The organism is Dietzia sp. SL131 (genome assembly GCF_026672565.1).
In the GTDB taxonomy this organism is placed as follows: Bacteria; Actinomycetota; Actinomycetes; order Mycobacteriales; family Mycobacteriaceae; genus Dietzia; species Dietzia kunjamensis.
The window spans coordinates 639,766-664,432 of the sequence record NZ_JAPPRI010000003.1; the positions used below are offsets into that span (position 1 = coordinate 639,766).

The 24,667-nt window shown below is 68.1% G+C and carries 33 protein-coding genes, 2 tRNA genes, 1 pseudogene and 1 riboswitch; of the genes and pseudogenes, 11 read left to right on the plus strand and 25 right to left on the minus strand.

What is annotated here, in order from left to right; all coding sequences use genetic code 11:
- Nucleotides 1-165: 165 nt before the first annotated feature.
- The 10 genes from OVA21_RS03670 to OVA21_RS03715 form a co-directional block, all read right to left on the minus strand.
- Nucleotides 166-765: a hypothetical protein gene (locus OVA21_RS03670; RefSeq protein WP_268091780.1), complete on the minus strand. Its 600-nt coding sequence runs from the start codon at nucleotides 763-765 to the stop codon at nucleotides 166-168.
- Nucleotides 762-1,274, minus strand: coding sequence for a hypothetical protein (locus OVA21_RS03675; RefSeq protein ID WP_268091782.1), 513 nt, complete (start codon nucleotides 1,272-1,274; stop codon nucleotides 762-764). Before OVA21_RS03675 ends, OVA21_RS03670 begins: the two co-directional genes overlap by 4 nt.
- Nucleotides 1,271-1,447, minus strand: coding sequence for a hypothetical protein (locus tag OVA21_RS03680; RefSeq protein WP_268091783.1), 177 nt, complete (start codon nucleotides 1,445-1,447; stop codon nucleotides 1,271-1,273). The genes OVA21_RS03675 and OVA21_RS03680 overlap by 4 nt, the downstream gene beginning before the upstream one ends.
- Nucleotides 1,444-1,770 carry a hypothetical protein gene (locus OVA21_RS03685; RefSeq protein WP_268091784.1) on the minus strand — a complete coding sequence of 109 codons (327 nt, stop codon included), beginning with the start codon at nucleotides 1,768-1,770 and terminating at the stop codon, nucleotides 1,444-1,446. The genes OVA21_RS03680 and OVA21_RS03685 overlap by 4 nt, the downstream gene beginning before the upstream one ends.
- Nucleotides 1,767-2,123 (minus strand): hypothetical protein, encoded by a 357-nt coding sequence (locus OVA21_RS03690; RefSeq protein ID WP_268091785.1) that lies wholly within the window; start codon nucleotides 2,121-2,123, stop codon nucleotides 1,767-1,769. Before OVA21_RS03690 ends, OVA21_RS03685 begins: the two co-directional genes overlap by 4 nt.
- Nucleotides 2,120-2,458 carry a hypothetical protein gene (locus tag OVA21_RS03695; protein WP_268091786.1) on the minus strand — a complete coding sequence of 113 codons (339 nt, stop codon included), beginning with the start codon at nucleotides 2,456-2,458 and terminating at the stop codon, nucleotides 2,120-2,122. The genes OVA21_RS03690 and OVA21_RS03695 overlap by 4 nt, the downstream gene beginning before the upstream one ends.
- Nucleotides 2,455-4,221 carry a YfjI family protein gene (locus OVA21_RS03700; protein WP_268091787.1) on the minus strand — a complete coding sequence of 589 codons (1,767 nt, stop codon included), beginning with the start codon at nucleotides 4,219-4,221 and terminating at the stop codon, nucleotides 2,455-2,457. Before OVA21_RS03700 ends, OVA21_RS03695 begins: the two co-directional genes overlap by 4 nt.
- Nucleotides 4,222-4,374: 153 nt before the next feature.
- Nucleotides 4,375-4,548, minus strand: coding sequence for a hypothetical protein (locus OVA21_RS03705; RefSeq protein WP_268091789.1), 174 nt, complete (start codon nucleotides 4,546-4,548; stop codon nucleotides 4,375-4,377).
- A gap of 44 nt (nucleotides 4,549-4,592) precedes the next feature.
- Complete coding sequence (locus tag OVA21_RS03710) at nucleotides 4,593-4,805, minus strand: hypothetical protein (RefSeq protein ID WP_268091790.1); 213 nt, start codon at nucleotides 4,803-4,805, stop codon at nucleotides 4,593-4,595.
- Nucleotides 4,802-5,002 (minus strand): helix-turn-helix transcriptional regulator, encoded by a 201-nt coding sequence (locus tag OVA21_RS03715; protein WP_268091791.1) that lies wholly within the window; start codon nucleotides 5,000-5,002, stop codon nucleotides 4,802-4,804. The genes OVA21_RS03710 and OVA21_RS03715 overlap by 4 nt, the downstream gene beginning before the upstream one ends.
- Between OVA21_RS03715 and OVA21_RS03720 the strand changes: the two genes are divergently transcribed.
- Together OVA21_RS03720 and OVA21_RS03725 are read left to right on the plus strand one after the other, a co-directional pair.
- On the plus strand, nucleotides 5,001-5,678 hold the full coding sequence (locus tag OVA21_RS03720) for a helix-turn-helix domain-containing protein (protein ID WP_268091792.1): 678 nt from the start codon (nucleotides 5,001-5,003) through the stop codon (nucleotides 5,676-5,678). The genes OVA21_RS03715 and OVA21_RS03720 overlap by 2 nt on opposite strands.
- Entirely contained in the window at nucleotides 5,671-6,873 is a 1,203-nt protein-coding gene (locus OVA21_RS03725; protein WP_268091793.1) for a tyrosine-type recombinase/integrase, read from the plus strand. The genes OVA21_RS03720 and OVA21_RS03725 overlap by 8 nt, the downstream gene beginning before the upstream one ends.
- Before the next feature lie 97 nt (nucleotides 6,874-6,970).
- Here the strand turns inward: OVA21_RS03725 and OVA21_RS03730 are convergent.
- Nucleotides 6,971-7,043 (minus strand) — tRNA-Lys (locus OVA21_RS03730).
- Between the two features lie 201 nt (nucleotides 7,044-7,244).
- Here OVA21_RS03730 and OVA21_RS03735 point away from each other — a divergent pair.
- The gene (locus OVA21_RS03735; RefSeq protein WP_163376809.1) at nucleotides 7,245-8,477 is read left to right on the plus strand and encodes a L,D-transpeptidase; all 1,233 of its coding nucleotides are present in this window, start codon (nucleotides 7,245-7,247) and stop codon (nucleotides 8,475-8,477) included.
- Nucleotides 8,478-8,481: 4 nt separating this feature from the next.
- Entirely contained in the window at nucleotides 8,482-8,694 is a 213-nt protein-coding gene (locus OVA21_RS03740) for a hypothetical protein (RefSeq protein ID WP_163376793.1), read from the plus strand.
- 67 nt (nucleotides 8,695-8,761) lie between these two features.
- Here OVA21_RS03740 and OVA21_RS03745 read toward each other — a convergent pair whose 3' ends face one another.
- Nucleotides 8,762-10,003, minus strand: coding sequence for a cation:proton antiporter domain-containing protein (locus tag OVA21_RS03745; protein ID WP_163376810.1), 1,242 nt, complete (start codon nucleotides 10,001-10,003; stop codon nucleotides 8,762-8,764).
- Between the two features lie 126 nt (nucleotides 10,004-10,129).
- Here OVA21_RS03745 and OVA21_RS03750 point away from each other — a divergent pair, with 126 nt between their 5' ends.
- A complete protein-coding gene (locus tag OVA21_RS03750) occupies nucleotides 10,130-11,116 on the plus strand; it encodes a DUF2804 domain-containing protein (RefSeq protein ID WP_119192382.1) in 987 nt (328 codons plus the stop codon).
- A gap of 89 nt (nucleotides 11,117-11,205) precedes the next feature.
- On the opposite strand, the gene OVA21_RS03755 is transcribed toward OVA21_RS03750, so the two are convergent.
- The 3 genes from OVA21_RS03755 to cmrA all read right to left on the minus strand — a co-directional run bounded on the left by OVA21_RS03755 (nucleotide 11,206) and on the right by cmrA (nucleotide 12,912).
- A tRNA-His gene (locus tag OVA21_RS03755) sits at nucleotides 11,206-11,278 on the minus strand.
- Nucleotides 11,279-11,376: 98 nt separating this feature from the next.
- Nucleotides 11,377-12,045: an oligoribonuclease gene (orn, locus tag OVA21_RS03760; protein ID WP_119192383.1), complete on the minus strand. Its 669-nt coding sequence runs from the start codon at nucleotides 12,043-12,045 to the stop codon at nucleotides 11,377-11,379.
- Nucleotides 12,046-12,090: 45 nt separating this feature from the next.
- Nucleotides 12,091-12,912, minus strand: coding sequence for a mycolate reductase (gene cmrA, locus OVA21_RS03765; RefSeq protein WP_163376811.1), 822 nt, complete (start codon nucleotides 12,910-12,912; stop codon nucleotides 12,091-12,093).
- A gap of 204 nt (nucleotides 12,913-13,116) precedes the next feature.
- Between cmrA and OVA21_RS03770 the strand changes: the two are divergent.
- A pseudogene (locus OVA21_RS03770) lies at nucleotides 13,117-14,437 on the plus strand (MFS transporter).
- 18 nt (nucleotides 14,438-14,455) lie between these two features.
- Here the strand turns inward: OVA21_RS03770 and OVA21_RS03775 are convergent.
- Complete coding sequence (locus OVA21_RS03775; RefSeq protein ID WP_163376812.1) at nucleotides 14,456-15,133, minus strand: HAD family hydrolase; 678 nt, start codon at nucleotides 15,131-15,133, stop codon at nucleotides 14,456-14,458.
- 133 nt (nucleotides 15,134-15,266) lie between these two features.
- On the opposite strand from OVA21_RS03775, the gene OVA21_RS03780 reads away from it, so the two are divergent.
- The gene (locus OVA21_RS03780; protein ID WP_067719842.1) at nucleotides 15,267-16,256 is read left to right on the plus strand and encodes a TIGR03557 family F420-dependent LLM class oxidoreductase; all 990 of its coding nucleotides are present in this window, start codon (nucleotides 15,267-15,269) and stop codon (nucleotides 16,254-16,256) included.
- 78 nt (nucleotides 16,257-16,334) lie between these two features.
- Here OVA21_RS03780 and OVA21_RS03785 read toward each other — a convergent pair whose 3' ends face one another.
- Entirely contained in the window at nucleotides 16,335-16,964 is a 630-nt protein-coding gene (locus OVA21_RS03785) for a cysteine hydrolase family protein (protein WP_119192386.1), read from the minus strand.
- A 106-nt stretch (nucleotides 16,965-17,070) separates the two neighbouring features.
- Between OVA21_RS03785 and OVA21_RS03790 the strand changes: the two genes are divergently transcribed.
- A complete protein-coding gene (locus tag OVA21_RS03790; protein WP_240341492.1) occupies nucleotides 17,071-18,036 on the plus strand; it encodes a GlxA family transcriptional regulator in 966 nt (321 codons plus the stop codon).
- A 119-nt stretch (nucleotides 18,037-18,155) separates the two neighbouring features.
- Here the strand turns inward: OVA21_RS03790 and OVA21_RS03795 are convergent, their stop codons facing one another.
- The 3 genes from OVA21_RS03795 to OVA21_RS03805 are packed head-to-tail and all read right to left on the minus strand — an operon-like array spanning nucleotide 18,156 to nucleotide 20,811.
- Nucleotides 18,156-19,226 carry an ABC transporter substrate-binding protein gene (locus OVA21_RS03795; RefSeq protein ID WP_163376813.1) on the minus strand — a complete coding sequence of 357 codons (1,071 nt, stop codon included), beginning with the start codon at nucleotides 19,224-19,226 and terminating at the stop codon, nucleotides 18,156-18,158.
- Nucleotides 19,223-20,002: an ABC transporter permease gene (locus OVA21_RS03800; protein ID WP_119192389.1), complete on the minus strand. Its 780-nt coding sequence runs from the start codon at nucleotides 20,000-20,002 to the stop codon at nucleotides 19,223-19,225. Before OVA21_RS03800 ends, OVA21_RS03795 begins: the two co-directional genes overlap by 4 nt.
- Nucleotides 19,999-20,811 carry an ABC transporter ATP-binding protein gene (locus OVA21_RS03805; protein ID WP_240341493.1) on the minus strand — a complete coding sequence of 271 codons (813 nt, stop codon included), beginning with the start codon at nucleotides 20,809-20,811 and terminating at the stop codon, nucleotides 19,999-20,001. The genes OVA21_RS03800 and OVA21_RS03805 overlap by 4 nt, the downstream gene beginning before the upstream one ends.
- 9 nt (nucleotides 20,812-20,820) lie before the next feature.
- Nucleotides 20,821-20,918: riboswitch (TPP riboswitch) on the minus strand.
- Between the two features lie 489 nt (nucleotides 20,919-21,407).
- On the opposite strand from OVA21_RS03805, the gene OVA21_RS03810 reads away from it, so the two are divergent.
- Both OVA21_RS03810 and OVA21_RS03815 read left to right on the plus strand, forming a co-directional pair.
- Nucleotides 21,408-21,656, plus strand: coding sequence for a hypothetical protein (locus OVA21_RS03810; protein ID WP_119192391.1), 249 nt, complete (start codon nucleotides 21,408-21,410; stop codon nucleotides 21,654-21,656).
- A 10-nt stretch (nucleotides 21,657-21,666) separates the two neighbouring features.
- Nucleotides 21,667-21,966 (plus strand): hypothetical protein, encoded by a 300-nt coding sequence (locus OVA21_RS03815; RefSeq protein ID WP_119192392.1) that lies wholly within the window; start codon nucleotides 21,667-21,669, stop codon nucleotides 21,964-21,966.
- A gap of 328 nt (nucleotides 21,967-22,294) precedes the next feature.
- On the opposite strand, the gene OVA21_RS03820 is transcribed toward OVA21_RS03815, so the two are convergent.
- Both OVA21_RS03820 and OVA21_RS03825 read right to left on the minus strand, forming a co-directional pair.
- Nucleotides 22,295-22,531, minus strand: coding sequence for a hypothetical protein (locus tag OVA21_RS03820; protein ID WP_119192393.1), 237 nt, complete (start codon nucleotides 22,529-22,531; stop codon nucleotides 22,295-22,297).
- Between the two features lie 53 nt (nucleotides 22,532-22,584).
- Nucleotides 22,585-22,863: a hypothetical protein gene (locus OVA21_RS03825; RefSeq protein ID WP_119192394.1), complete on the minus strand. Its 279-nt coding sequence runs from the start codon at nucleotides 22,861-22,863 to the stop codon at nucleotides 22,585-22,587.
- Nucleotides 22,864-23,197: 334 nt separating this feature from the next.
- On the opposite strand from OVA21_RS03825, the gene OVA21_RS03830 reads away from it, so the two are divergent.
- Nucleotides 23,198-23,377 carry a hypothetical protein gene (locus OVA21_RS03830; protein WP_268091795.1) on the plus strand — a complete coding sequence of 60 codons (180 nt, stop codon included), beginning with the start codon at nucleotides 23,198-23,200 and terminating at the stop codon, nucleotides 23,375-23,377.
- Nucleotides 23,378-23,450: 73 nt separating this feature from the next.
- Here the strand turns inward: OVA21_RS03830 and OVA21_RS03835 are convergent, their stop codons facing one another.
- Genes OVA21_RS03835 through OVA21_RS03845 form a run of 3 tightly spaced genes read right to left on the minus strand, consistent with a single transcriptional unit; the run spans nucleotide 23,451 to nucleotide 24,663 of the window.
- A complete protein-coding gene (locus tag OVA21_RS03835) occupies nucleotides 23,451-23,837 on the minus strand; it encodes a hypothetical protein (RefSeq protein WP_268091796.1) in 387 nt (128 codons plus the stop codon).
- A complete protein-coding gene (locus OVA21_RS03840; protein ID WP_268091797.1) occupies nucleotides 23,834-24,262 on the minus strand; it encodes a hypothetical protein in 429 nt (142 codons plus the stop codon). Before OVA21_RS03840 ends, OVA21_RS03835 begins: the two co-directional genes overlap by 4 nt.
- A complete protein-coding gene (locus tag OVA21_RS03845; RefSeq protein ID WP_268091798.1) occupies nucleotides 24,262-24,663 on the minus strand; it encodes a hypothetical protein in 402 nt (133 codons plus the stop codon). The genes OVA21_RS03840 and OVA21_RS03845 overlap by 1 nt, the downstream gene beginning before the upstream one ends.
- Nucleotides 24,664-24,667 lie beyond the last annotated feature (4 nt).

The following is a 24,667-nucleotide window of genomic DNA, read 5'->3' on the forward strand; positions in this document are numbered from 1 at the left end:
ACTGTCGGCCTATCCGTCAATGTGTCGGGTAAGTGGTGGGTCGACAGTTCGCCAACAGAGCACAACGCCCCGACACCGTGATGGTGCCGGGGCGCTGCCCAGCTCAACTACTACTGGGCATCCGTGGCCGACCTGCGGCGACCACGGGGGTCTAGGGGTGGCGGGCTACGTTGCCCGTCCACGCAGGCGGTCGAGGTCCTGCCGACGCTTCGACCGATCCGAGTTGTGAGGCAGGCGCTCACCCTCCACCGCCATCGGTGAGTACTTGATCCCGTTCCACGTCGGCCACGCACGACCACCATCCGCCACGACCACGTGGTCACCCTCGGCGGCGCGAGCGTTGATCGGCTGGACAGTCGGTGCCCCGGCATCCCGGCAGGCGCGTGCCAGCTCGGACACGGCCTGGTTGTGGGGCCGACATTCGGCGGCGACCTCTTCGACAGTTCGCAAGTACTCCTCGTACGCCTCTCTCATCCGCGCGTATCCGTCAGCGAGCGCGTCCGGGTTGATCGTGGCGGCGATCTCGTCGGCGCGGGCGGCGGCGGCGTCCTGGGCCTTGCGAGTCCGGCGACTCTCATGGGCGGTACGGCGGGCGGTCTCGACCTCGGTCTCGGCGTCGGCCTTGGTCCGCACCTCGGCCAGCTCTTCGGCGTCCACGTCCTCACCACGACCAAGCGCGGCCATGATCTTGTCCAGGAGGTCACGCCAGAAGCGGCGCTCGGAGTACTCGTCGTCGGTGGTGGTGTCGGGGGTCGGGTTGGTCATGATTCCTCCGTGGTGGGGTTGGGGTCTTCGGTGAAAGCGGCTTCGAGGATCTGGGAGTCGATTGCTTGCATGAAGTCGTTGGCAACGGACATGCCGTGGTTCTCCACCTCGGTGGGAAGCGACGAGGACAACAGCACGCTCTTGTCGGTGGCAATACCTGCGGTGGTGGCAACAGCTCGGAGGACAACGGGGTCCAGTAGCTCGGCCTGGAGTTCGACGCGGACCCGCCGCACTGCCAGTTCGGCGATCTCCACCCATTCGACGGCGAGGCCAGCGCGTGCTTGTTCCGCCTGCCGTGCCCTGGCGGTGGTGGCCGCTTCCGTCACCGAGTTGTCGAACGTGACGCCCGCGATGCCGGCGGCTTTGGTGACGAGGGATGGTGCGACTTTGAGTCGGCGCGAGATTTCGTTTCTGCCGATTCCCTGCCCTGCCAGTCGTGCGACTTCGGGCGCGATGCGTTCTGCCAGGGGCGGAGGTTTTACCGGGTGCCCGGTCTCGTCGCTGTTCATGTGTCGGCGTCCGGGAGTGCGTCGAGTTCGGCGAGTGCGAGGACGATGGTGGCGGCCTGGGCTACGGCGCGGGAGAGGTCCGCGATTAGACGGGGCTGGTTGATCATCTGCTCGGTGATCCGGTCGATGATGTCGTCGTGCGACGGGGCCGGTTCGGGTGTCGGCTTGGTCATGACTTGTCCTGCCATTCAATCGAGAAGGTTTCGGCGATCGGTGCGGTACGTCGCCGGCGTCGCCGTAGGTGGTGGCGTTGGTCGGGTTCGTCGTCGGGCCGGTCGGGCGGGGTGGCTTTCATGGCGGCTCGCTCTTCGGCGGTCCATCGTTCACTGACGACGGCCACAATCAGCGCCGCTCGGGCTTGGTCGTCTGACAGTCCGCGAACGATGCGCAGGGCACGGCCGGGGTGGTCGCCTGCCACGGCGGCGCGGAGTTGGAACACGAGGTCGTGGACGCCGGCGGCGCGGGTGCCGGGTTCGGGGCGCGTCGAGGACGTCATGCGGCATCGCCTCGGAGCCAGGACGGGGCGGTGATGTCCACACGGACGCTGCTGCCGGGGTTGTAGTCGGAGCCTGTGACGAGGATGTGCCAGCCGGCCTTACGCAGGGTTGCGAGGTCATCCAGCGCTTCACCGTCGAGCCCGTACGGGTGCGCGCTGTACGTGGTGTTTCCGCTGACGCTCCACTTGTCGCCGTGGTCCGCCCATCGGCGTCGGATGCCCTCACCGTCGTTGTCAGGGTTGGCGTAGTGGTCCGGGTCGAGGGTGCGGAAGATGGGGTTATCCCATTCCCACTCGGTGCGGATGGCGGGGGCACCTGTATGTCCGGGGGTGCCAGCGTAGGAGGTGCTCATCGGGGGTCCTCTTCGATCATGTCTGCGATGGTGCGGAGGCTTGCGGCGAGTGCTGCGCGGTGCCTCTTCGGGTGTTCGATGTCGAGGCCCGCGAAGCTGTGGAGGATCTGTGTGGTGGCGGCGACGATGGCGCGGTCGCGGTAGTCCCAGCAGATTCCGCCGAGGGCTTCTTCGAGGATCGGTTCGCGGTGTGCGTAGTAGTCGGCCCAGTCGCTCGCCGGGTATGCGTAGCGGCGACCGGGGTGGGCACGGTTGCAGGCTTCGATGAAGCGCAGTTGCAGCTCGGGTTGTAGTCCGGTGGCTGGACGGCGACGCCTCGGGGTGCTGGCGGTCATGCTGCGGTCTCCTTGAGGGTGGCGGCGGCGCGGTCGTGGACGCACTCAACACACTTTCCGGTGGCGCCGATGATGGTTCGGTGGGTTGGGCATCGAGGCTCGTCGTCGTACGGGGCCGTAGGCGGTTCAGCTAATTCAGCAGAATCAGCAATATTCGGATTCTGCTGATTTCGCTTAATTTGCTGAGGGGGGTTGGCGTCGAACACGCTGTGGTGAACGCGGTACTTCTTTGCCGGTGGCCTGCCCGGTCCGGGCTTCCGTTCCGGCTCAATCTCGAAGAGGTAACCGAGGTCGACCAGGAGGTCCACGGCAGGCTGAGCGACTTCCCTGGTCGGTAGCCAAGTCGGTGCCGCGCCGATCAGGTCTCGGACGGAGAACCAGTCGAGTTCCTTGCGGCGGATGAGGCTGACGACGCGGCGTGCGAGTGCGTGGGATGCCGCCCCATCGGAGAGTCCGTCGAAGACTCTGGTGGCGTGGGCGGTGAAGTACTTGGCGAGGACGATCCCGGCGTCCATCGTGTCACCGGAGATGGTGGTCGAGTCCCGCTCGGTGGCTGCATGAAAGAGTCCGGCCATTCGCACGGCTGCGCCTACAACCTTGGAGGCCCACGCTTGCATGTGTGCCAGCGATCCACCTGGGCCTAGCTCGTGTTCGATCTGTTCGGCGTATACGAGCCGCGCCTCATCGGCTTCTGGGGACAAGTAGAGGGTTGTAGTGACCCCAGCCTTACGGGCGTCGCAGGCGAGCGAATAGAGGGCATCCCGGTAGCCCTGAGTGATGTGCGCAGATACCGGCTCGGGGTCGACGCTGCGGCGGCCCACCATTGACGGGGGCCACGAGTACATGAAGCGAGCCATAAGACCGGACCCCATAAAGGCGCGGTTGTTCATCGCCTCGGCGAGGATGGGCGGCTGAATCATGATCCCCACCGTCAACGCCGGGTCTTCAACGAACTCCGATGGGCGGCCTTTGCGGTCGACGCGGATCGGGTCGCCAGCGTGCGCCATCAACACGTTCGTGATGTCAGTGTTGGGTGAGTATCTGCCCGATAGTTCGGTGAACAGTCCACCCTCGGACGACAGGATGGCGAACCGCCCGCCCTGCTCTGCCATGAGCGAGTCGAGCGCTTCGACGGTTACGTCGTCGCCGATGATGCGGGGCGGGGCCATAATCTTCATGGCTTCGGCTTGGCCGGCTGCGGAGATGGCTGCCGACATGAGTTCGTCACGCTTCGCCGGGTCGGATGCGTTGCCCGCTTCCCGCTTGGCCTTCTCGGCATAACGCTCGGCGATGTCTCGCTGTGTGGCCTGTTCAAGGAGTCCTGGCGCTAGTTCCTGGTAGAGGTCTCGCTCTACCTCACGAACGGGCGCGGTGGCCGCCTTCATCACGGAGGACTTCCGTTCACCTGAGCCTGCGATCACGGCAATGAATAGGTTCACGGGCTCGCTGTATCCGGGGCGAACCTGGACCTGGTAGAAGCCTCCAGCGGCGGCGGATAGTGCGGCGAGGGCTGCGCCACCGGCTAATCCGGGTGCGGTTTGGGTGGACTCTGCGAGGGCGTGAACGAACGCGCCTACCGGCTTGGGTAGTGCGTAGAACGGAAAGTCGGGAGTGTCGACCTCACGCGCCAGCGGTGTCGGGACCCCTTCAGCAAATTCAGCGAAATCAGCATTATTCGGGTCAGTTCGATCTTCGAGCATGAGGTACGGTGCGGCCTCGCTCGGCACGTGGCCGTAGTCATCATCGGATCGGTTGCGGGTCACTGTGCGACCTTTCGGAGCCGTGTCCTGGTATGATGGACACAAGGTTTCGGAGAAGGTGCCCTCGCTACGACTGTCGGGTCAGCGGGGGCATCGCCCTTTTCATAGGGCGTAACCGAGGGGCGTAGTGGCCTCCAGAAGCGTCGTAGGCGGGCGTTATACGGGGCGGGGTACCAGGAGTTCTTGCAGCCGGTCCACGTCCACGTACGTCCGGTTCAGGGACTTGTACCGTGCGAGGTCACCACGGGCGAGCAGATACCAGACGTGGCGCGGGGAGCATCCGGCGCCGAGGGCGGCATCGGGGACCGGGGCGAGGTTCTTTGCGTCCATGTGCACATGGTTGCACCAGTTTTGGGGTACGGAACTTGTGCAGGTCAGGGCATGTTTTCCGCCGCGATCCGCAACGATTCCCCCAGCGCGCGGGCCTGCTCGGCGTCCAACTGGAGCGACCAGTTCTCCACCGCCCCGGTCATCGACGTCATCTCGATGAACGCCATGTCGCCGCGGTAGGCGATCACCCGGATGCGCGAGTCCGCCGGCCAGTCGGGGCGCACCACGTCGATGAGCGCGTGCCGGTAGCCGCTCATGCCGCACCGCCGGCGGTCTCCACCGTCTGCGCCTCGATCCACGCGTTCACGTCCTCGGGGCGATACCGGATGAGTCGGCCAGCGCGGATGAAGCGCGGCCCGGTCCCCTGGTGTCGCCACTCGGCGAGGCGCTGGACGGTGACGCCGATGTACTCGGCGAGCTGGGGTGGGGCGATCAGCCCGGTCGTCTCGGTCATGCTGTCCTCCCAATGGACTAGATACGGCTTGCTTGTCCATAATATGCACAGTAAGTTTGTGTTGGCTAGCGGCCAGCCGGAATACGCGTACATTCGCCACGTGGCGGACAATGACAACGGCTGGGCCGAACAACTCACGGCGAGAATCGGGGCAGGCGTGAAGCGGCGACGAACAGAACTCGGACTATCGGCGCAAGCGGTCGCGGACCGGACAAGCGAACTCGGGCATCCCATCGGCAGGGGAGCGATCGCACGGCTGGAGACCGGGGCGCGCGGCATGGTCGAGGTCGCGGAGCTGTTCGTCCTCAGCGAAGCACTGGAAACGTCGCCGGTAGCCCTGTTGTGGTTCGACGCGCCCGATACCCCCACCGCGTACCTGCCGGGGTACGAGTCCTACGCCGGCGACGGGTTCCTGTGGACCATCGGCGAACGACCTCCGAGTACCAACAGCGACCGAGGCACCCCCGGAGAGAGCGAGCGACAGTTCGCCCGGTTGGGTGCCCTGCGGCGACTCATCGACGCCAGGCGAGCGCTGGTACGACTTTCTCAGTCGCGGCATCCGTCGCGGTCGGGTCAGCAACGTGTCGAGGTCGACATGACCACGCTGTACACCGAGTTGGAGCGGGCCGAAGAAGAAGCCATCGCGCACGGCTGGACGGTGCGGCGCAATGGGTAGGCGCGCAACCCCGGTAGGCGAGCTGGGGCGGATCAACTTCACCAAACTCAACCGCGACAAGAAGGGCGACGGCATCGCGCGAGGTCGTGTGAAGGGCGCTGACGGGCGGCTACACGCCGTCGAGGCTTACGGCCCATCGCGCGACAAGGCGGAAGACAACCTGCGCGCCCGCGCTCGGGAAGTGACGGGAATCTACGCCACGGCGGAACTGTCACCAGCAACCCGGCTAAAAGATCTTGTCGCACAACATCTCGATGATCTGGACCGTGTAGGCGACCAACGACCGCAGACACGCGCCCTATACCGGCTCGTCCTCGATGACTTGGACTCCGATAAGGGCGGCCCCGGCGAGTTGCAGTTGGCCGATTGCACACGGGGCAGGATGCGGGCGTGGCTTGAGTCGGTCGAGCGTGAGCACCCGGCGAAGGCTCGGCGGATCCGCGTGGTCTTAGACGGGGCGTTCTCGCTCGCTGCCGACGCCGACGCGCTCGGCGGCAAGGCATCCCCACTCGCCGGCTACCGCATGGCGAAGCGTGACGCGGCGGCGGTACGTGCTGCTACCGAGGGCGAGATTCGGGAACTGCGCCAGCGGGCCGAAGATTGGGTGAACGATGTTGTCCGCGACGATGACGGCAACCCCGTGCCCACCGGACGGCCGGGTCGAGCGAGGACGGCGACGATCATCCCGATCATCGAGTTGCTCATCTCCACCGGGGCGAGGATCTCCGAGGTTCTCGCCATCCGCGCCGAAGACTTGGACCTTGATTCCGAACGGCCCACGGTGGCGATCCGAGGCACGCTGGTACCCATCGACAACAAGTGGGTTCGGCAACCGCTCACAAAGTCGGCACGTGGTCACCGCACCCTCACCCTTACCCGCCGTTGTGTCGACGCGCTAAGGGAGCATCTGGAGGCCAATCCGGCACGCCGTGGTGAGCTGGTGTTCAGAAGCGAGGCCGGAACGATTATCCCGCCGTCGAACGTGCGGCGACAGTGGCGCGCGATCCGGGGCGACGACATGGCCTGGTTGATCCCTCGGTCGCTACGCAAGACGGCCGCGACGATGATCGCTCGGGAGCACGGGGCAGAAGCGGCGGCGGCGCAACTCGGAAACACCAGATACGTGGCGGATCGGCACTACGTCGAGCGGGCCGATGTAGCCCCGGACCGAACCAACATTTTGGAGATGATTTAGGGGCAACTGTTGGGTATCTGTCGGATCGGCTGACGGTAGCCCGCCAATGAGAAACCCCCGGCAACCTGTTAATGCAGGTCACCGGGGGTTTTTATTGTGCGCCATCAGGGACTCGAACCCCGAACCCGCTGATTAAGAGTCAGCTGCTCTGCCAATTGAGCTAATGGCGCTTGCTTGGTGCGACAGAAACAGTAACAGCAGCCGGGCTGGTTCACGAAATCGCCTGGTCAGAAGGGGTGAGACGGGGTTGAGGTCCCTGCGGCCCCAGGAGTTTCGATATGGAGTGCGGCCATGTGACCAGGCATACTGGAGGGGACATCTTCTCGGCCGCGGCTGCGTCCGGGGGGAAGCGCACGTCGGAAGGGGCATCAGTGAACGTGAGCACAACGGATCGGACGGGGCGGCGAGCGACCGGAATCTGGTCGAAGGCCCGCCTCGGACTGGCCGTGGCGTTCACGGGGACGCTCCTGCTCACCGGCTGCACCATCGGCGACGGCGGTGCGCAGGACACCCAGGTTGCCGAGGCACCGGCGGAGCCCTCCGCCGTGATCGACCTGTCGGTGGCGGAGGGTTCCACCGACGCCAACCCGGTCGAGCCCATCGTGCTCACCGCGACGGACGGCCGGTTCGATTCGGTGGTGATGCGCAATCCCGAGGGCCTCCAGGTCGAGGGCGAGTTCAACCCCGAGTTCACCGAGTGGCGCACCACCGAGGAGCTCGGCTACGGCCGCCAGTACACGCTGGAGTCGACCGCCACGGACGAGGCTGGCCTGGTCACCCGGAGGAACGCCAGCTTCACCACGCTGACGCCCACCATCATGACGGCGGCCTACCTGACCACGGGTGAGGGATCCGTGGTGGGCATCGGACAGCCGGTCGCGGTGATGTTCGACGAGCCGATCGCGGACCGTCGGGCGGCTCAGGACAACATCCACATCACGACCGAGCCCGCGGTCGAGGGCGCGTTCTACTGGGTCTCCGACCAGGAGGTCCGCTGGCGTCCGGCCGAGTACTGGGCGCCCGGCACCAAGATCGACGTCCACGTCGACATCTACGGCCAGGACCTCGGCGGCGGGATGTACGGCCAGCAGGACGCCCAGAGCAGCTTCGAGATCGGCGACGCCGTGATCTCCCGGGTGGACGACTCCACCAAGCAGATCGTCATCGAGCGCAACGGCGAGGTCGTCAAGACCATGCCCACCTCGATGGGCAAGGCCGCCACCCCGACCCCCAACGGGGTCTACGTGATCGGTGAGAAGCACGCCTCGATGATCATGGACTCGTCGACGTACGGCGTGGCCGTGGACTCGGCCGAGGGGTATCGCACCCCGGTGCAGTACGCGACCCGGATGTCCTACAGCGGCATCTTCGTCCACGCCGCGCCGTGGTCGGTCTGGGCGCAGGGAAGCCAGAACACGAGCCACGGCTGCCTCAACGTCACCACGGCGGACGCGAAGTGGTTCTACGACAACGCCAAGCGCGGCGACGTCTTCGAGGTCACCGGCACGGTGGGCGACACGCTGCCGGGATGGGACGGCCTGGGCGACTGGAACGTCCCGTGGGAGACCTGGAAGGCCGGCAACGCCGATCAGGGCGCGGCCTGAGCCGATGGATTCCTCCCGGCTGGGCCTGTGGATCGGCATCGGGATGGGGATCGGCGTGGCGTTCGGTGCCGCGCTGGACAACATCGGGCTGGGCGTGGCCCTGGGCCCGTCGGTCGGTGTCATGATCTGGGCGGTGGAGGCCGCTCATCGCGAGTCGCGCGGCCGCGGTGGTGACGAGCTCGACGCGGGGACCGGCGACGGCCGGGACCTCGAGTAGAACCCCCGGGCGACCGGCGGGCCCCGAGTGCAGTGGTGAGAACCCCGTGGCGGGGTTCAGGACGACTTCAGGACGACGACGACGAGGTGGGCGACCGCGGATCGCGCTCTGCGGCCGCCCGGAACAGCGCGCGTCCGGGTGCGGCGGTGAGGCCGTGCGCGACGGTACTGGCCACGACGATCAACGTGCCCGCGCCGAGCAGTACCGGGTCCGCACCCGCGCGGGAGGCCTCCTCCGTCAGGTAGAAGACCGCCGCGACGCCGACGGGCCCGAACCAGCCGAGGTAGGCGGCGCCCCGAGGTTTCAGCCCCAGCGGCTTCATCACGGCGAGGATCAGCGGCGGCCTGCGTAGCAGCAGCACCGCGGCCGTGAGCCACACCGCCCCCCATCCGAGGCGGCCCCACTCGGTCCACGGGATCATCGCGCCGAGAGCGACGAAGAAGGGGATCACGGCGAACTGGTTGACGGCCTCGTCGATCTCCACCTCGGTCCGGCGTTCGCCGCCGGAGCTGGTGACGTTGAACGCGAGTCCGGCGACGAACGCGCCGAAGATGCCGTTGACCCCGATGATGCCCGCCACTCCCAGGACGAGCAGCGCCAGGAGGAGTGTGTACAGCAGAATCGGCCCGGTCTCGGTGACGTGGTGTCGTTCCGAGAAGTGCAGCGCCTTGGCGGCCGCCACGCCCGCGATGATCCCCACGACGAGGGCGCCCGCGATCTGCCAGGCGGCCTCACCGGCCGCCTGCCCGGCGGTGAGCGGGGTGGCGACCGCCAGGGCGACCAGGACGAGTGGGAGGGCGAGCCCGTCGTTCGCGCCCGATTCGAGCGACAGAAGCTGGCGGTCGTGCTCCGGCAGGTCCTCCTCGGCCTCCTCTCCGGTGACGACGCTCGACGCGAGGACGGGGTCGGTGGGGCAGATGGCGGTTCCGAACAGCAGGGCGAGTGCGAAGGGGATGCCGAGCACCCACATCGCCAGCCCGGTGGAGACGAGCGCCATCCCGGGCAGGACGAGCACCAGCAGCAACGCGAGTCGACGCCAGTGCGTCCTGATCGCTGAGAAGGGGTACCGCAGGGCCACGCCCATCACCGAGATGGCCAGGAGGATCTCCGCGCCGTGGTGGAGGGTCGAGTGCTCGGCCACGATGTCGGGCACGTCGAACACCCCGAGGACTGCCGGCCCCAGGACGATCCCGGCGACGAGCGCGAGCAGTGGCTCCGTCACGGGCCACTGGCGTAGTCGCGCGGAGAAGGCCACGATCACCACCCCGAGCGCCCCGACGATCGCCAGCAACACATCGAGCGTGGACAACGGTTCCTCCCCGGGTCAGTCGGATCACCCCGCACCATAGGAGAGCCCGGGCGTTTCCGCATCCGTGCCCTCCGCCCGTCGCCGCCCTCCGCCCGCCGCGGCGCGGGCACCTGCAAGAGTGATCCCATGACCGAGCGCGAGATCACCCGGCCCGTCGACCTGGCCCGCGGCCGCCGGCTCAACCCGGAGGCGGTGGGCTGGTCCCGGTCGCCCGTGCACCGCACGCGGATCGCCGGCTGGGGCCGCACCAAGCGCTGGGAGTACTGGGGGATCGTCACCGACCGTTTCGTGGTGGGACTGACGGTGGCGGGCCTGGACTACCTGGCCAACTGCGCGGTCTACGTCCTGGACCGCCGGACGGGCCAGGAGGCGACCCGCAGTGGCATCCGACCCCTGCACCGGCCCCGCTTCGGCGACGACCCCGGTGACGGGACCCTCCACGCGTCGGCCGGCGTGGGTGCCGGGCGCGTGGGGATCGGGATCGACGACGACGAGGGCCGCACCTCCATCCGTGTGCAGGCGCGGGAACTGCAGGTGAGCCTGGAGGTTTCCCGGCCGGGACATGACGGCCTCGCGGTGGTGGTGCCGTGGAGTGAGCGCCGGTTCCAGTACACGCTCAAGGATCTCGCCAATCCCGTCACCGGCACGGTGACCCTGGACGGCACGACGCACGACCTCGGCACGGGGTGGGCGGTCCTGGACCGTGGGCGGGGCCGCTGGCGCTACGCGACCACCTGGAACTGGGGGGCCGGCAGCGGGGTCGTGGAAGGCTCGACGCGCGCGATTCAGGTCGGCGGGAAGTGGACCGACGGCACCGGTTCGACCGAGAACGGGATCCTGATCGACGGCCGGTTGCACAAACTCGGAGAGGACCTGCGGTGGACCTACCACCTGACCGAGCCGGGGGGACCGTGGCGGGTGCGGGGTGAGCGCCTCGACGCCACGCTCACGCCGTTCCATCTGCGCCGCGACGTCACCGAGCTCGGTGTGCTGGCGGTGAAGACGCACCAGGCGTTCGGCGTCTGGCACGGCACCGGGGTGCTGGACGACGGGTCGGAGGTCTCGCTCGACGGGCTGGTCGGCTGGGCGGAGCAGTCCCGCAACCGCTGGTAGCCGCCGGAGCGGCGATGCCCGCGAGAACTGGAGGCGAATCGGGAGAAAGGGGCAGGGCCCGGACCGTGAGGTCCGGGCCCTGCGCTCGGGGTGGCTGACGGGGCTCGAACCCGCGACATCCAGAATCACAATCTGGTGCTCTACCAGCTGAACTACAGCCACCACCGCCGTCCTTGCGGACAGCGCTGACGACTTTACCCCGTGGGCCCCGTCGCCGAGAAATCCGCAGGTGGGGTCAGTAGCCGCGACCCGGGCGGGGGTCAGTCCACCGGGGGCATATCGGCGGCGGCCTGCTTCACCTCGTCGCTGGTCGGGCCGGGCTGGGGCACGAACGCGGTGGCCCGGTAGTACGCGAGCTCGCGGATGGATTCCTTGATGTCCGCCAGGGCCCGGTGCGACATGCCCTTCTCCGGCTGGCCGAAGTAGATGCGCGGGTACCAGCGGCGGCACAGTTCCTTGATGGAGCTGACGTCGATCATCCGGTAGTGCAGGTACGAGTTGAGCTCGGGCATGTCCCGGGCGAGGAACCCGCGGTCGGTGCCGATCGAGTTGCCCGCCAGGGGAGCGGACCCCGCCACCGGGACCCACTCGCGGATGTAGGCGAGAACCCGCTCCTCGGCCTCGGCGACCGTCACCGTGGACTCGCGGATCTCCTCGGTGAGGCCGGAGGAGGCGTGCATGTCGCGCACGACCGGCACCATCGCGTCGAGCTTGGCGTCGGGGGCGTGGATGACGATGTCGATCCCGTCGCCGAGCACGTTGAGCTCGGAGTCGGTCACCAGCGCGGCGATCTCCACGAGCGCGTCGGACTTGATGTCGAGGCCGGTCATCTCGCAGTCGATCCAGACGATGCGGTCGTTCTTGGACTCCTGGTGGGGCGTCGGCGAGGACGTGGGGGCAGGGGTCTCGGCGGAGGTCGGCTCTGGCATCACTCGACTATATCGCCGCAGGATCGCGGCCCCCGCGCGGGACGATCAGGCCCCGCCCTGCTGCCCTTCGCCGAGCTTGGCGTAGAACTTTCCGACGATCGGCGCCATGATCCCGCGCGGGGTGTAGTTCCCGGCCACGGACATCGCCTGGCTCAGCGGGCCGGGGACGATGCGCATCTTGTTGCGGGCGAGCGCGTCCAGTGAGACGCGGGCGGTGTACTCGGTGTCCACCCAGAGCCGGTCGGGGACGAGGCGGTCGACGAAGGTCTTCTCCTCCTCGGCGATCTCCTCGGTGCGCACCGGGCCGGGCGCGAGCAGCGTGACGGTGACGCCGGAGCCCTTGAGCTCGCCCCGCAGCGACTCGGAGAAGGTGTTGAGGAACGCCTTGGATGCGGCGTAGGTGGCGTTGTTGGGGATCGGCATGTTGCCAGCCGCCGAGCCGACGTTGAGGATCGCCCCGGAGCGCCGCTCGACCATCCCGGGCAGCACCGCCAGCACCAGGTCGTGGCACGCCACGGCGTTGACCTGCACCTGGTGCTTCTCGTACTGCGGGTCCAGCGAGGCGACGGGGCCAAAGGTGGCGATGCCGGCGTTGTTGCACAGGACCGAGATCTCGCGCCCGGCCAGCTCGTCCAGCAGCGGCTGCCGTGCGGCGGGGTCGGCGAGGTCGCACGCGCGGACCTCCACGGTCACGCCGAACTCGCCCTCGAGCCGGGCGGCCAGCTCCTGCAACACGGCCTCGCGTCGGGCCACCACGATCAGAGAGTGCCCACGCCGGGCGAGTTCGGTAGCCAGGGCCATGCCGATCCCCGAGGAGGCGCCGGTGACGACTGCTCGGTTCGACGCGGTGGGCGTGGGCAGGGACATAGGGCTCCTCGGGTCTTCCACTCGGCTCGCCCGCGTACGGCGGGTGTGGCAGCGCTGACCTTACCCGCGTGCCGCCCTCCGGAGCGTGGTGGAGGTCCTAGCCTGATCGGCGTGAGCAGCATCGGAACACCGCCCCCGTCAGCGACCACCTCGTCGTCACCATCGCGCCGTGGCGTCGCCCGCGGGCAGGTCCTGGCGTGGGGGATGTGGGACTGGGGGGTCGGCGGCGTTCAACGCGGTGATCGTCACCTTCGTCTTCTCCGTCTACCTGACCGACTCGGTGGGCGCGGATCTCGACGGGCCGTTCTCGGCGGCCACGTGGCTGTCGATCTCCATCGCCGTGGCCGGGCTGGTCATCGCGCTCACCGCGCCGGTGATGGGGCAGCGCGCCGACCGCGGGGGCCGGCGTCGCCGCGCGCTGGGCCTCTGGACGTATGCGACGGTCCTGCTCACGGCGCTGATGTTCCTCGTCGACGCCGACTCGCCGTACCCGTGGTTCTTCGTCGGCCTGGTGCTGCTGGCGGTCGGGTCGATCACGTTCGAATTCGCCGAGGTCGCGTACTTCGCGATGCTGCGGCAGGTCTCCACCCCGTCCACCGTCGGCCGCGTGTCCGGGTTCGGCTGGGCGATGGGGTACTTCGGCGGGATCTTCCTGCTGCTCGCGGCGTTCGTCGGCTTCATCTACGGTGACGGCCCTGTGCGCGGCGTATTCGGCGTCACCACCGACGGCGGACTCAACGTGCGACTGGTCTGCCTCGTCGCCGCCGTGTGGTTCGCACTCTTCGCGCTACCGGTGCTGCGGTCGGTGCCCGAGCACCGCCCGGGGGCGGGGAGGAGCGACGACGACGCCCTCGACAGCGACGACGACGAGCCCGGCTTCCTCGAGTCGTATCGCATCCTCTGGCGCGACCTCAAGGCTCTCTGGCGGCGGGATCCGCGGACGGTGAGGTTCCTCCTCGCGAGCGCGATCTTCCGGGACGGGCTGGCGGGGGTGTTCACCTTCGGGGCGATCCTGGCCGTGACGGTCTACGGACTCGCCCCGGGGGACGTCCTGATCTTCGGCGTCGCGGCCAACGTCGTCGCGGCGCTGGGGGCGGCTGTCGCGGGACTGATCGACGACACGGTGGGCCCCAAGGCGGTGATCATCGGGTCGCTGGTGGCGATGATCGCGACCATGACCGTCCTGCTGGTCGTGGACGGCACGGGCATGTTCTGGATCTTCGGGCTGCTGATGTGCCTGTTCGTGGGGCCCGCGCAGTCCGCGTCCCGGTCGTTCCTGGCCAGGCTCGCCCCGCCCGGCGGCGACGGCCAGATGTTCGGGCTCTACGCCACCACCGGGCGCGCGGTCTCGTTCCTCGCACCCGCCCTGTTCGGGCTGTTCACGTGGGCTTTCTCGGCCGACCGCGCGGGCATCGCGGGGATCGGGCTGGTACTGCTGGTGGGGCTACTCCTGCTGCTGCCGGTGCGCACCCCGAGCCGCGCCGAGGCGGAGAGCACCTGGGAGGACGCGGAGCCCGCACGCTGAAAGGGCCGGGGAGTGCGGTCAGAGCCGGCCGGCATTCAGCAGGTCCAGCACCGCGGCGGCGTCGTCGGCGATCTCCGAGAACCCGGCGGCGCGGAACTCGGAGTCGCCGATGCCGCCCGTGCGCACCGCGACCGAACGTATGCCCAGCTTGGTCGCCGCGATCGCGTCCCAGGTCGCGTCGCCGACCATGACGGCATCCGCGGCGTCGACACCGGAGCGCTCCAGGGCGATCTCGACGATCGTGGGATCGGGCTTGGCCCGGTCGACGTCCTCACCGGTCGTCACGGCGTCCACGTAGTCGTCGATGTCGAGCAACTCGCGGGCCTCGGCGAACTCCGACGGCGGCGCGGACGTGGCCAGCACAGTGATCCACCCCTGCTCCTTGGCGCCGCGTACGAGGTCGCGGGCACCGGGGAGCACCCGCAGCGACTCGGCCTGTTCGGCGTAGTACTCACCGTGCAGGTCCTTGGCCCGGCCCGCGATGCTCTCGCGCTCCTCGTCGTCGTCGATCCCCGCGATATCGAGCAGCTCCTCCACGATCGTCGAACCGTCCTTGCCGATCCGACGGTGGACGTCCACGAACGGCACCGGCGCACCGGCCTCGGCGAGAGCGCGGACCCAGGTCCAGACATGCACGTAGGTCGAATCCACGAGAGTGCCGTCGACGTCGAGGAGAAGAGCGCGCTGGGTAGTCATGTGTTCGACGGTGCCGCGCCCCGGGCCGGGCGGCAACCGCTTGGGGGTGTGGGGAGCCAGGCACGTGCGGCGGCGTCGATCCGACGCGGGGACCGGTGGCATCGCGGGACGGCCGCGCGCACGATCGATAGGCATGACGCGATTCGGATACACCCTCATGACCGAACAGTCCGGCCCCAAGGAACTCGTGCGCTACGCGGCCAAGGCCGAGCAGGCGGGGTTCGACTTCGAGGTGGCCTCGGACCACTACTTCCCCTGGCTCAGCTCGCAGGGGCACGCGCCGTACGTGTGGAGCGTGCTCGGAGCGGTCGCGCACGTCACCGAACGGGTCGACCTGTGCACCTACGTGACCTGCCCGATCCTGCGCTACCACCCGGCCGTGGTGGCGCAGAAGGCCGCGACGATGCAGATCATGTCCGACGGCCGGTTCATGCTCGGCATCGGCGCGGGGGAGAACCTCAACGAGCACGTCGTGGGGCAGCGCTGGCCGTCGGTGGACGAGCGCCACGAGATGACCGTCGAGGCGCTGGAGATCATCCGCGAACTGTTCGACGGCGGGTTGGTCACCTACTCGGGCGAGCACTTCCGCGTGGACTCCGCCCGACTGTGGGACCTACCCGATAAGCGCGTGCCGATCGGCGTGGCCGCCGGCGGCGAGAAGGCCCTCGCGCACCTCGGACCGCTGGGCGACCACCTCATCGCCACCGAGCCCGAGAGCAGCTACATCGAGAAGTGGAACGGCCTCGAGGGCCAGACCCGGATCGGTGACGGCGCCCGCGCGATCGCACAGATCCCCATCAGCTGGGACCCCGACTCGGAGTCCGCCGCCGTCGAGCGCGCGCACGACCAGTTCCGGTGGTTCGCCGGCGGGTGGGCCATGAACTCCGACCTGCCCACCACCGCCGGGTTCGCCGCCGCCACCCAGTTCATCCGCCCCGAGGACGTGGGGGAGCAGCTGGCGTGCGGGCCCGACCTCGACGCGATCGTCGAGAAGGTGCGGCCCTACTGGGAGGCCGGGTACACCGACATCGCGCTGATCCAGATCGGCGACTCCACCCTCGACCGGTTCCTCGAGGAGGCGGCCGAGCCGCTGCTGGCGCGGCTGCGGGAGGCCGCGGGCTGATCGCGGGGCCACGCAGTGGCTGTCCGGCCGGTCGGGGCGAGTACCTCGGTCGGCCGGGCCCTTCGCGACGTCCCGCGGTCAGTGCTCGGCGCGGCCCTGCATGGCGGAACTGCCCAGATCGCTGCCGGTGAGCTCGGCCCCCGACGAGACGGACTCGACCCAGGCGTCGGTCGTGGCGACCGCGGCGAGATTCGAGTTGAGCACTGCCATCAGCGTCTCGTGGACCTGCTGTGCCGGGACCGACCCGGCGGAGTTGGAGATGTGGATCGCACCGGTGGCGTCGGAGAGGACCTCCACGGCGATGCCCAGCGGTTCCGCGGTCACGGCGGTGCCGAGAATGCAGTTGTTGGTCATGTAGCCGACGAGCGTCACCCGGTCGACGCCCTGCTCCCGAAGCCAGTCGACCAGCCCGGTGCCGTCGAAGACGCTGGCATAACTCTTGGTCACGCGCTTCCACTGCGGCTGGAGGCGGCTCTCGAGGTCCGCGTGCAGGGACCACCCGGCGCTGCCGTTCGCGAACACCGGAGCGCCCTCCGGCAGGTCGTGCTGGACGACCACCACGGGCATGCCGGCCTCGCTCGCCGCGTCGACCGCACGGACGATCTGGGCGAGCGACTCGTCACGGGGTGGGTACTGGATCTCGAGCGGACCGTCGAAGTACTCCTGCTGTACGTCGACGACGATCAACGCGCGATTCTGCGAACTCATGTGGATCCTCCGGATAGGCGGTACGGCCGGGAACTCGGCCGTCACCCCGATCCTCGCGGGCCGACTGCGCTACCGTGAGTGGCAAAAAGGAACACTTTCGATGGAAATGGGCCAACCTGTGCGTATCGCCGTCCACGTCTTCGACGGCATCACGATGTTCCACCTCGCGGCGCCCCTCCTCGTCTTCGGCGAGGTGACCCGGCTCGGACTCGCGGACGGGTGGCAGGTCGACACCTGGAGCACAGACGGCGGAGACGTCAACACCGCCGAGGGGATCGTGCTCGGCGACCTCGACGGGCCCGCGACGGCGGAGCAGGCCGACATACTGGTTTTCCCCTCATGGTCTCCGGAACTCCCCGACCGGGATCCGTGCCTGTTATCGATCGTGCGTGGCGCCCATTCCCGGGGCAGCCTGGTGGCGGGGTTGTGCCTCGGTGCCTATCCCGTGGTCGCGAGCGGAGTGCTGGACGGTCGTACCGTCGTCACCCACTGGGAGGGTGCGGCGGAGCTCGCCCTGCGGTACCCGGCGGTCGACGTCCGCTCGTCCGACCTGTACATCGACCACGGGGATGTGATCACCTCCGCGGGGACGGCCGCCTCGCTCGACGCGTGCGTCCACATCGTCCGATCCCGGCTCGGTGCCGCGAAGGCCGCCGTGCTGGCCCGCAGGATCGTGGTGGCGCCGCACCGCGAGGGTGACCAGGCGCAGTACGTGGAACTGCCGGTGCCCGACGGGGGAGACGACGGGGAGATCGGGGAGACGATCGACTGGGCGCTGGCCAATCTCGACCGGCCGCTCTCGGTGGACGACCTCGCCGGACACGCCTGCATGAGCAGACGCAGCTTCGCCCGGAAGTTCCGGGCGACCACCGGCGCGAGCCCCGGGCGATGGGTGCTGTCGCGCCGGCTCGACCACGCGCGGACGCTGCTCGAGACCACGACCCGCTCGATCGAGGACATCGCCCGCGACTGTGGGTTCGGCAGCGCGGTGACGTTCCGGCAGAACTTCGACAGGAAGTACTCGACGACACCGTCGTCCTACCGCGCCCGGTTCGGGGAGGCGCAGGAGTGAGTTCCACCAGGCCCGTCGCCCCGGACCATGCGGACGCGTCCCGACTGGTAGGAACGGCGCCTGCCCGGTGCGGAACGCGGCCGCAGACGTCATGGCCACGATCTGCGTGACCAGACCATCTAGCCGCCGGACAGGGGCAGGTAGTCGTTGGTCATGGCTGCGGCGCCGTCGACCTCGGTCTCCAGCAGTCCGTTGTCATGCATCCACGACGCGTAGGCCGCCCAGTCCCGGGCTGTCTGCCGCCCGAAATCCTCCTCGGGTAGAAGCGCCAGCGTGGCGTCGATCATCTTCTCCAGCATGTCGGGCTCGTAGGAGCCCTCGGTCACCGGGGTGAGGGACTCGAGGGCAATCCGGCGGTCCGCCAACGCGGCCTGCTGCCCGGCCTCGGTTCCGGTGAGGAAGTCGCCCACGCGCTCGGCATAGTCGGCGTCGCCGGCGAGCCGATTCGGGTTCGCGATGATCACCAATTCCGCGTAGTCGGGCACCCCGAGTTCGGTGACCGGCATGATCTCGAAATCGTCCCGGGCGCCGAGTTCCACGCCTTCGATGTTGCGGAACGCCCCGAAGATCGCGTCCGCCTGGTCGGTGAGCAGCGACTGGTTGAGACTCTGCTGCACATTGGGGGTGGATATCGAGTCAGGATCGATTCCGGCCTCACGGGCGATGAAGTCGAGGGTCGGTTCCTGGGACGCCAGCCCCGACAACCCGACGGTCTTGCCCTCCAGATCGGCTGCGGAGGTGATGCCGGACTCCGTCCTGGCGATCAGGGAGGTCAAGGACGTCGGGATCAGTGCCGCGACCGAGATCACGTCGAGTCCCTGTTCGACGGCGATGAGCGTGTCGGGCTCGTAGGAGATGGCCAGGTCGACCCGCCCCAGGGACACCTCCCGGGCGGCGTCGGCCGTGTTGGACGGCGTCGTGAACGTCACGTCCACGCCGGCGTCGGCGTAGGTGCCGGTGTGCTGCGCGGTGTACAGCGCCACATGGTCGGGATTGGGGCTCCAGTCGAGCAGAACACTGACCGGGGCGTTGTCGGTGGCTCCCGACTCGGCGGCTCCGGGCGCGGCGGTGTCCGGGGCCGCCTGACACCCGGTCAGAGCCACCGTGGCTGCGGCCGCGATCGCGAGCACGCTCACCCCGGGTCGCGAGAGAGTCCGGCGTCGGATCCTGCTGGGTCGTGTGTCCGTCATGATGGGTTCCTTTCCCCGGTGGGTGTGTTCCACGGGCAGATCAGGCGTTCGAGGATGGTCACGCTGGCGAGGAGGACGCTGGACATGATCGTCAGCACCGCCACCTGGGCAAAGACGAAATCGGTCTGGAGCCGGGGGATCGCCTGGAGCATGAGGTAGCCCAGGCCGTTGGTGGAGCCGGTGTACTCGGCGAAGACGGCGGCCACCGGCGCGAAGGTGACCGAGACGCGCAGCCCGGCGAAGCCGCGAGGCGCGGCGAAGGGCAGACGCACCCGCCAGAAGAGCGACCACCTGGTGGCGTGCAGGCTCCGCAGGGTGTCGATCATTCGGGCGTCGACCGAGCGGATTCCGGAGAGGAGATTGAGGGCGACCGGGAAGAAGCACAGCAGGGCCACCACGATGACCTTCGGCGCCATGCCGTAGCCGAGGGAGATCGTCAACAGTGGGCCTATCACGATGACCGGGATGGCCTGGGAGGCGACCAGCAGGGGGGTCATGGCCTGACCGACGGCGGGCACGAATCCGCTGATGACGACCACGGTCACCGCGACGACCACTCCGAGGACCACCCCGACGACGGTCTCCGTGGCGGTCAGCAATGTGGCCGAGCCCAGCCGGTCGGGCCAGGTGGTCACGAGCGAGTCGAGCACGGCGCGGGGTGCGGGAATGACGTACTCGGGCACGAGCTCGAGCGAGGTGACCGTGATCCACGCGGCGAGGACCAGCAGGAGCGTGACGCAGGCAGGGGCGGCGGACCGAAGGAGTCGCACGGTCATCGGTCGGTCCCTCCCTCGGTGAGGTGCGATTCCCGGGCCAGGGCCTGGAGCACTTCCCGGCGAGCTGTGGCGAAGTCCTCGTCGCCGAGGAGGACCTCGCGGGGGCGGTCGTCACCGAACCATCCCGGCCAGGTGGAGACCACACGCGCCGGGGCGTCGGGCTCGTGTCGTGCGAGCAGGACCACGCGTTCGGCGAGGAGCAGCGCCTCATCGACGTCGTGCGTGACCATGACGAGGGTGGCCGAGGTGTGGGTGATGGTGTCGCGGAGCCACTGCTGGACCTCCGCACGGGTGATCGCGTCGAGCGCGCCGAGCGGCTCGTCGGCCAGCAGCACGGGTTTGCGCGCCAGCAGAGCCCGCGTGAGAGCGGCGCGCTGGCGCATGCCCGCGCTGAGAGCTGAGGGACGGGCATCGGACCAGGCGCCCAGTCCCACGCGGTCCAGCATGCGCTGGGCCTCGGATCGGGCCACGCGCCGGCGCACTCGTTGGTTGCGGAGACTGATCGCGACGTTGTCGAGCAGGGACAGCCAGGGCAACAGGCTGTCGCCCTGGGGCATCAACGCGCAGGACTCCAGGCGTCGTGCGGGCCGGCGTTCATCGAGGACGGCGGCGGTCCCGGTGGTCGGTTCGACGAGGCCGGCGATCACCGACAGCAGCGTCGACTTACCGCATCCGCTGCGTCCGACAACGGCGATGTGCTCGCCTACCGGAACGGACAGGTTGAGGTCTGCGAGAACCGGGCGGAGCGCGCCCGGATAGGTGTGTCCCAATCCATCCAACGCCACTGCCGTGGTTCCTGGGCGGCTCACGAAAGCGCATGCCAGCGCATCTGACATCCCTCCGCTCGTGTGAACGAGTTCAGGTTCAGCGGGTGTGATCTCAGCCCCGTTCGGTAGGGGCACCCCGTGTCATCGAAGCTGATCTTGCGAATCAGCTCGAAGTCCGAACGTACCATCGGCACATCTCGGGATCTGATGTGCGTCCATGGCTGGAGCGAGGAGCGGGCGGGCCGCCGTCAGTGGCGTGCGGACCGCCGGTGAGGATGACCGATGGATCGCCAGTGTGACGAGTGTTCGGCGGGGTTTATGGCCCGGTCGCCGCGGCAGCGGTTCTGTTCGGATCGGTGTCGGTACCGGGACAAGGACCGCGGTCGGATGCTCGCGTGTTCGGTGTGTGGCGAGCCGATGCACCGGGGGCCGACGGTTCGCACGGACGGACGGCACCGACACAACCGGTGCGTACACGAAGAGGTCTAGGGGTACCCCCGCTAGGTTGCTCGGGTTAGTCTTGGAACGCCCAGCAACACCGGATAACGCCAGACAACATCGACCAACGATGTGCTATCCGCGACGGAAGTGGCGTATACAAGAGGCAAGCCCGGTTGGGCAGGTTCTGGAGGTGGACTATGACAACGACGTTTGACAGCCGTAACGATTACGTGGACCTCACCGAGCCGTGCGCCCTAGCCGATATGGCCGGGGACACAAAGCGCTACGTAGCGCACAAGGACGCAGACGGAGTCATCACGTTGATCCCCTCAGGGAACCTTGGTGAGCGGGAGCTCTTCCTGCTTGAGAACCCTCAGTTGCTCGCTGCGGTCAACCGTGGAATCCAGGACATCCAGGACGGGCGCTACTCCGTCATCGAGTTCTGACAGCCGGTTTGTGGCGCCCCCGTTCGTCCTAGCGTTCTCTGTTGAGGCCCAGCAGACGCTGGTTGACCTGAAGAGGCCCCAGCACGGCAAAAAGAAGAAGAAGGTCGACAAGGCCCTGAAACTTCTTCAGGATGCTGGCCCGGGGTACCCGGGGCTCAACTCCCACAAGCTGAACGGCCTCACTGGCCCGGGTGGTGCAGACCTGTGGGACTCCTACGTCGAGAACAACACCCCCTCGGCATGGCGCATCTACTGGGTGTACGGGGACAACGACTACATTTTCGTGGTTGAGATCGGCCCTCATAAGTGACCGGTTGGGCCTACATGCCGCGCAACCAATCGAACCCCTACGGGGTGCTGGTGCTGATCCCCTTCCCCAGAGTTTGCCCGGTCACCATGTCGGCATAGACCATCTGCCCACGACGAGTAGCCCGCCCTGTGAAGGTGCGAGCTTTGTCGTGACCCCCTGGCATGTCCGGCCGGACACCATCCAGGGAGCGCCCACGCCGGTTCGTGGGTGTGCACACCGGAGACGGTTGGTTAGGGGCGGAACCGTCCTGAGAACGCCCTAGATCGCACGCTGAGCGATCACCGCGCCAACCGTGGACAACGTAGGGCCACGGTTGGACGGAAACGGCTCAGGGGCGCTGCTGGGCTGTCTTCACGGCGTCGATGATCGCCAGCGCGAACCGTTCCGCCTCGTCGGGCGTGAGGTCGCACTCAGGATCGAACACCCGAATGAAGGTGGGGCCGGCGTCGAGGCCGTCGAGGGACAGGCGATCTTCCGCGAAGACGCCCACGTCCCAGGTGACGCCCTTGGGGGTGAAGTACCGCGCCCAAGTGACGATCTGCGCGCCGGTGGCCGTCTCGATCATGGGCTCTTCCGGTTCGGATGCTTGGCACCATGCGGGCCGCTGGCCGGGCGCCCTCATCGCAGGGACTCCCAGTGAGCCTTGAGCGCCACGGCGTAGGCAGCGCGGGCCGCGGTGAGCGCGTCGGCGATCTCGACGGCTTGGTCGGTGCTCATGTCGAGCTCGCCGTGGACCGACAGGATCGGCGGGGATGCCTCGCCGTTATCGACCAGGCTGACGACCTCGACGGTGATCTTCTGCCGGTCGTTGCCCGGTCCGCCGGCGATGATGCGCCGGAAGTGAGTGATGTCGTCGCCTGTGAGCGGTGGCGGTGTGGGATGCTGGCTGTTGGCCATGACGCTTACCTCGTCTTGGTCGCTGGCCCCGAGCGTTCCCGCGCTACGGGGCCATTTCTATTGACCAACACAAGGCAACTTGTACGCCAGTTGCACGACCTGCGGACCGCACAGCATAAATGCCGCTTGAACTGCGTAAACCTTGCGCCCCCGAGAGGATTCGAACCCCTGACCAGCCGGGTAGAAACCGGTTCGAGGGATGATCTGGCCTGCGCGAAATCGGCCTTGGCCTGCGGTGGAGTCTGCCGGACTCAGTTTCGATCAGTCTCGAATCGCGGTAAGTGTGGGCAGAATGTGGGCAAAGGTTCTCGAATCCATGTTCTACACTTCGCCCATGCTCTGGACTGAGGATGCGCCCACCCATTGTCCCCACGGGCACGAACTCGGCCCCGACAGGGTCCTCGTCGGCTGGGACGCCGGCCGCGCCGGAAGCCTCGACCACGGCCGACGCATTTTCATCTGCCGCCAATGCGACACCATCATGCAGTGGAAGCCGAACTGTCGACTCAAGTGATCGTGCAACGCAGAAGGCCGCCCCCACCGATAAGGCGGGGGCGGCTCATTCGTGCGAGTGAGGCGGTTTGGCCTCACAGGTCTGGGCTGATTTCAGGTGGTGGGGTCTCGATGTCCTCCGGGTCGACGTGCAGCTGCAGTTGCCGGACGATCCTGCGGATGTAGGCGATCGCCGCCTTGTACTTCGCTTCCACGAGGTTCAGCCGTTCCTCGAGGCGGTCGATTCGGCGGTCCCGTTCGGCGAGCTGCTGCTCGGTGCGCTCGTCCTGCTCCTTGAGTTGGCGCTCGGTCCACTCCCGCTGTTCGGCCATGAACGCCGCCCAGTCCGCAGTCCTTGCCTGGGAGGCCGTGGTCTCGTTCGCCTCTTGCCCTGTCTTGCGCGTGAACCTAGCAGTGATCCAAGTGCCGATCACCAGGATTACGGCGCCGCCCAGCGTGACGACGGCCTCCCCCCACGTCACCCGTCGCCCCTCGGCTGAAGGATCACCGGCTCCCGCGACGGGCCCACGGTGTCCGCCAGGGCTGCGACGATGATCGTCAATCCCGCCACGTTCAGGATCAGCGCCCCAGTGACCCATCCCCGTGAGGCGTCACCGAACAGAGTGGCCGTCATGTAGGACAGTCCCCAGATGCCCCACAACATCGACACGAACGCCAGCGCGTACCTGGCGATGATGCGGTCCCACATGCCGACGAGGACGGTCACTCCGGATGCGATCCAGACGAACGCCCACACGTGCAGCGGCACCAGGGCGTCGATGAAGTGGGTCAACCCGCCAGTACTGGGCTGGTCGACGTAGGCCACCCCGCGAGCGATAGCCCCCGCCGAGACGATCGCGAGGGCCGCGACCCGCAGCCTGGGGTGGAGCGGCTCGAACGCCCGCATCACTCGACCAGCCGGTGCTCGCCGACGTAGGACTCGGGCAGCCACGGCGCCTGGTCCGGGACGTACTCGATCGTCCCGGTCGGCGTGTGGCCGGTGGCCTCGACGGCCTGGCCCTCAACGGTCTCGCGCAGACGGCGGAGCTCGTCGAGGATGACGGGGATGTTCTCGCGGCCGATCGCGGCCCACTCGAGGACCTCGGGCCCGTGGCCGCGGTCGGCCGGGGTGATATTGCGGACGGCGGTGACACCGCCACCGACTGCCAGGAGGCCGCCGACGGTCGGGAGGATCGCGTCGACGAGCTCCTGGGTGATCACGCCCCAGGCAGCGAGGATCGCGCCGACTGCGGCGACGCCGATGTACAGGGAGATGCGGACGCGGGAGTCGAGGTGCTTGGCGGTCATGTCG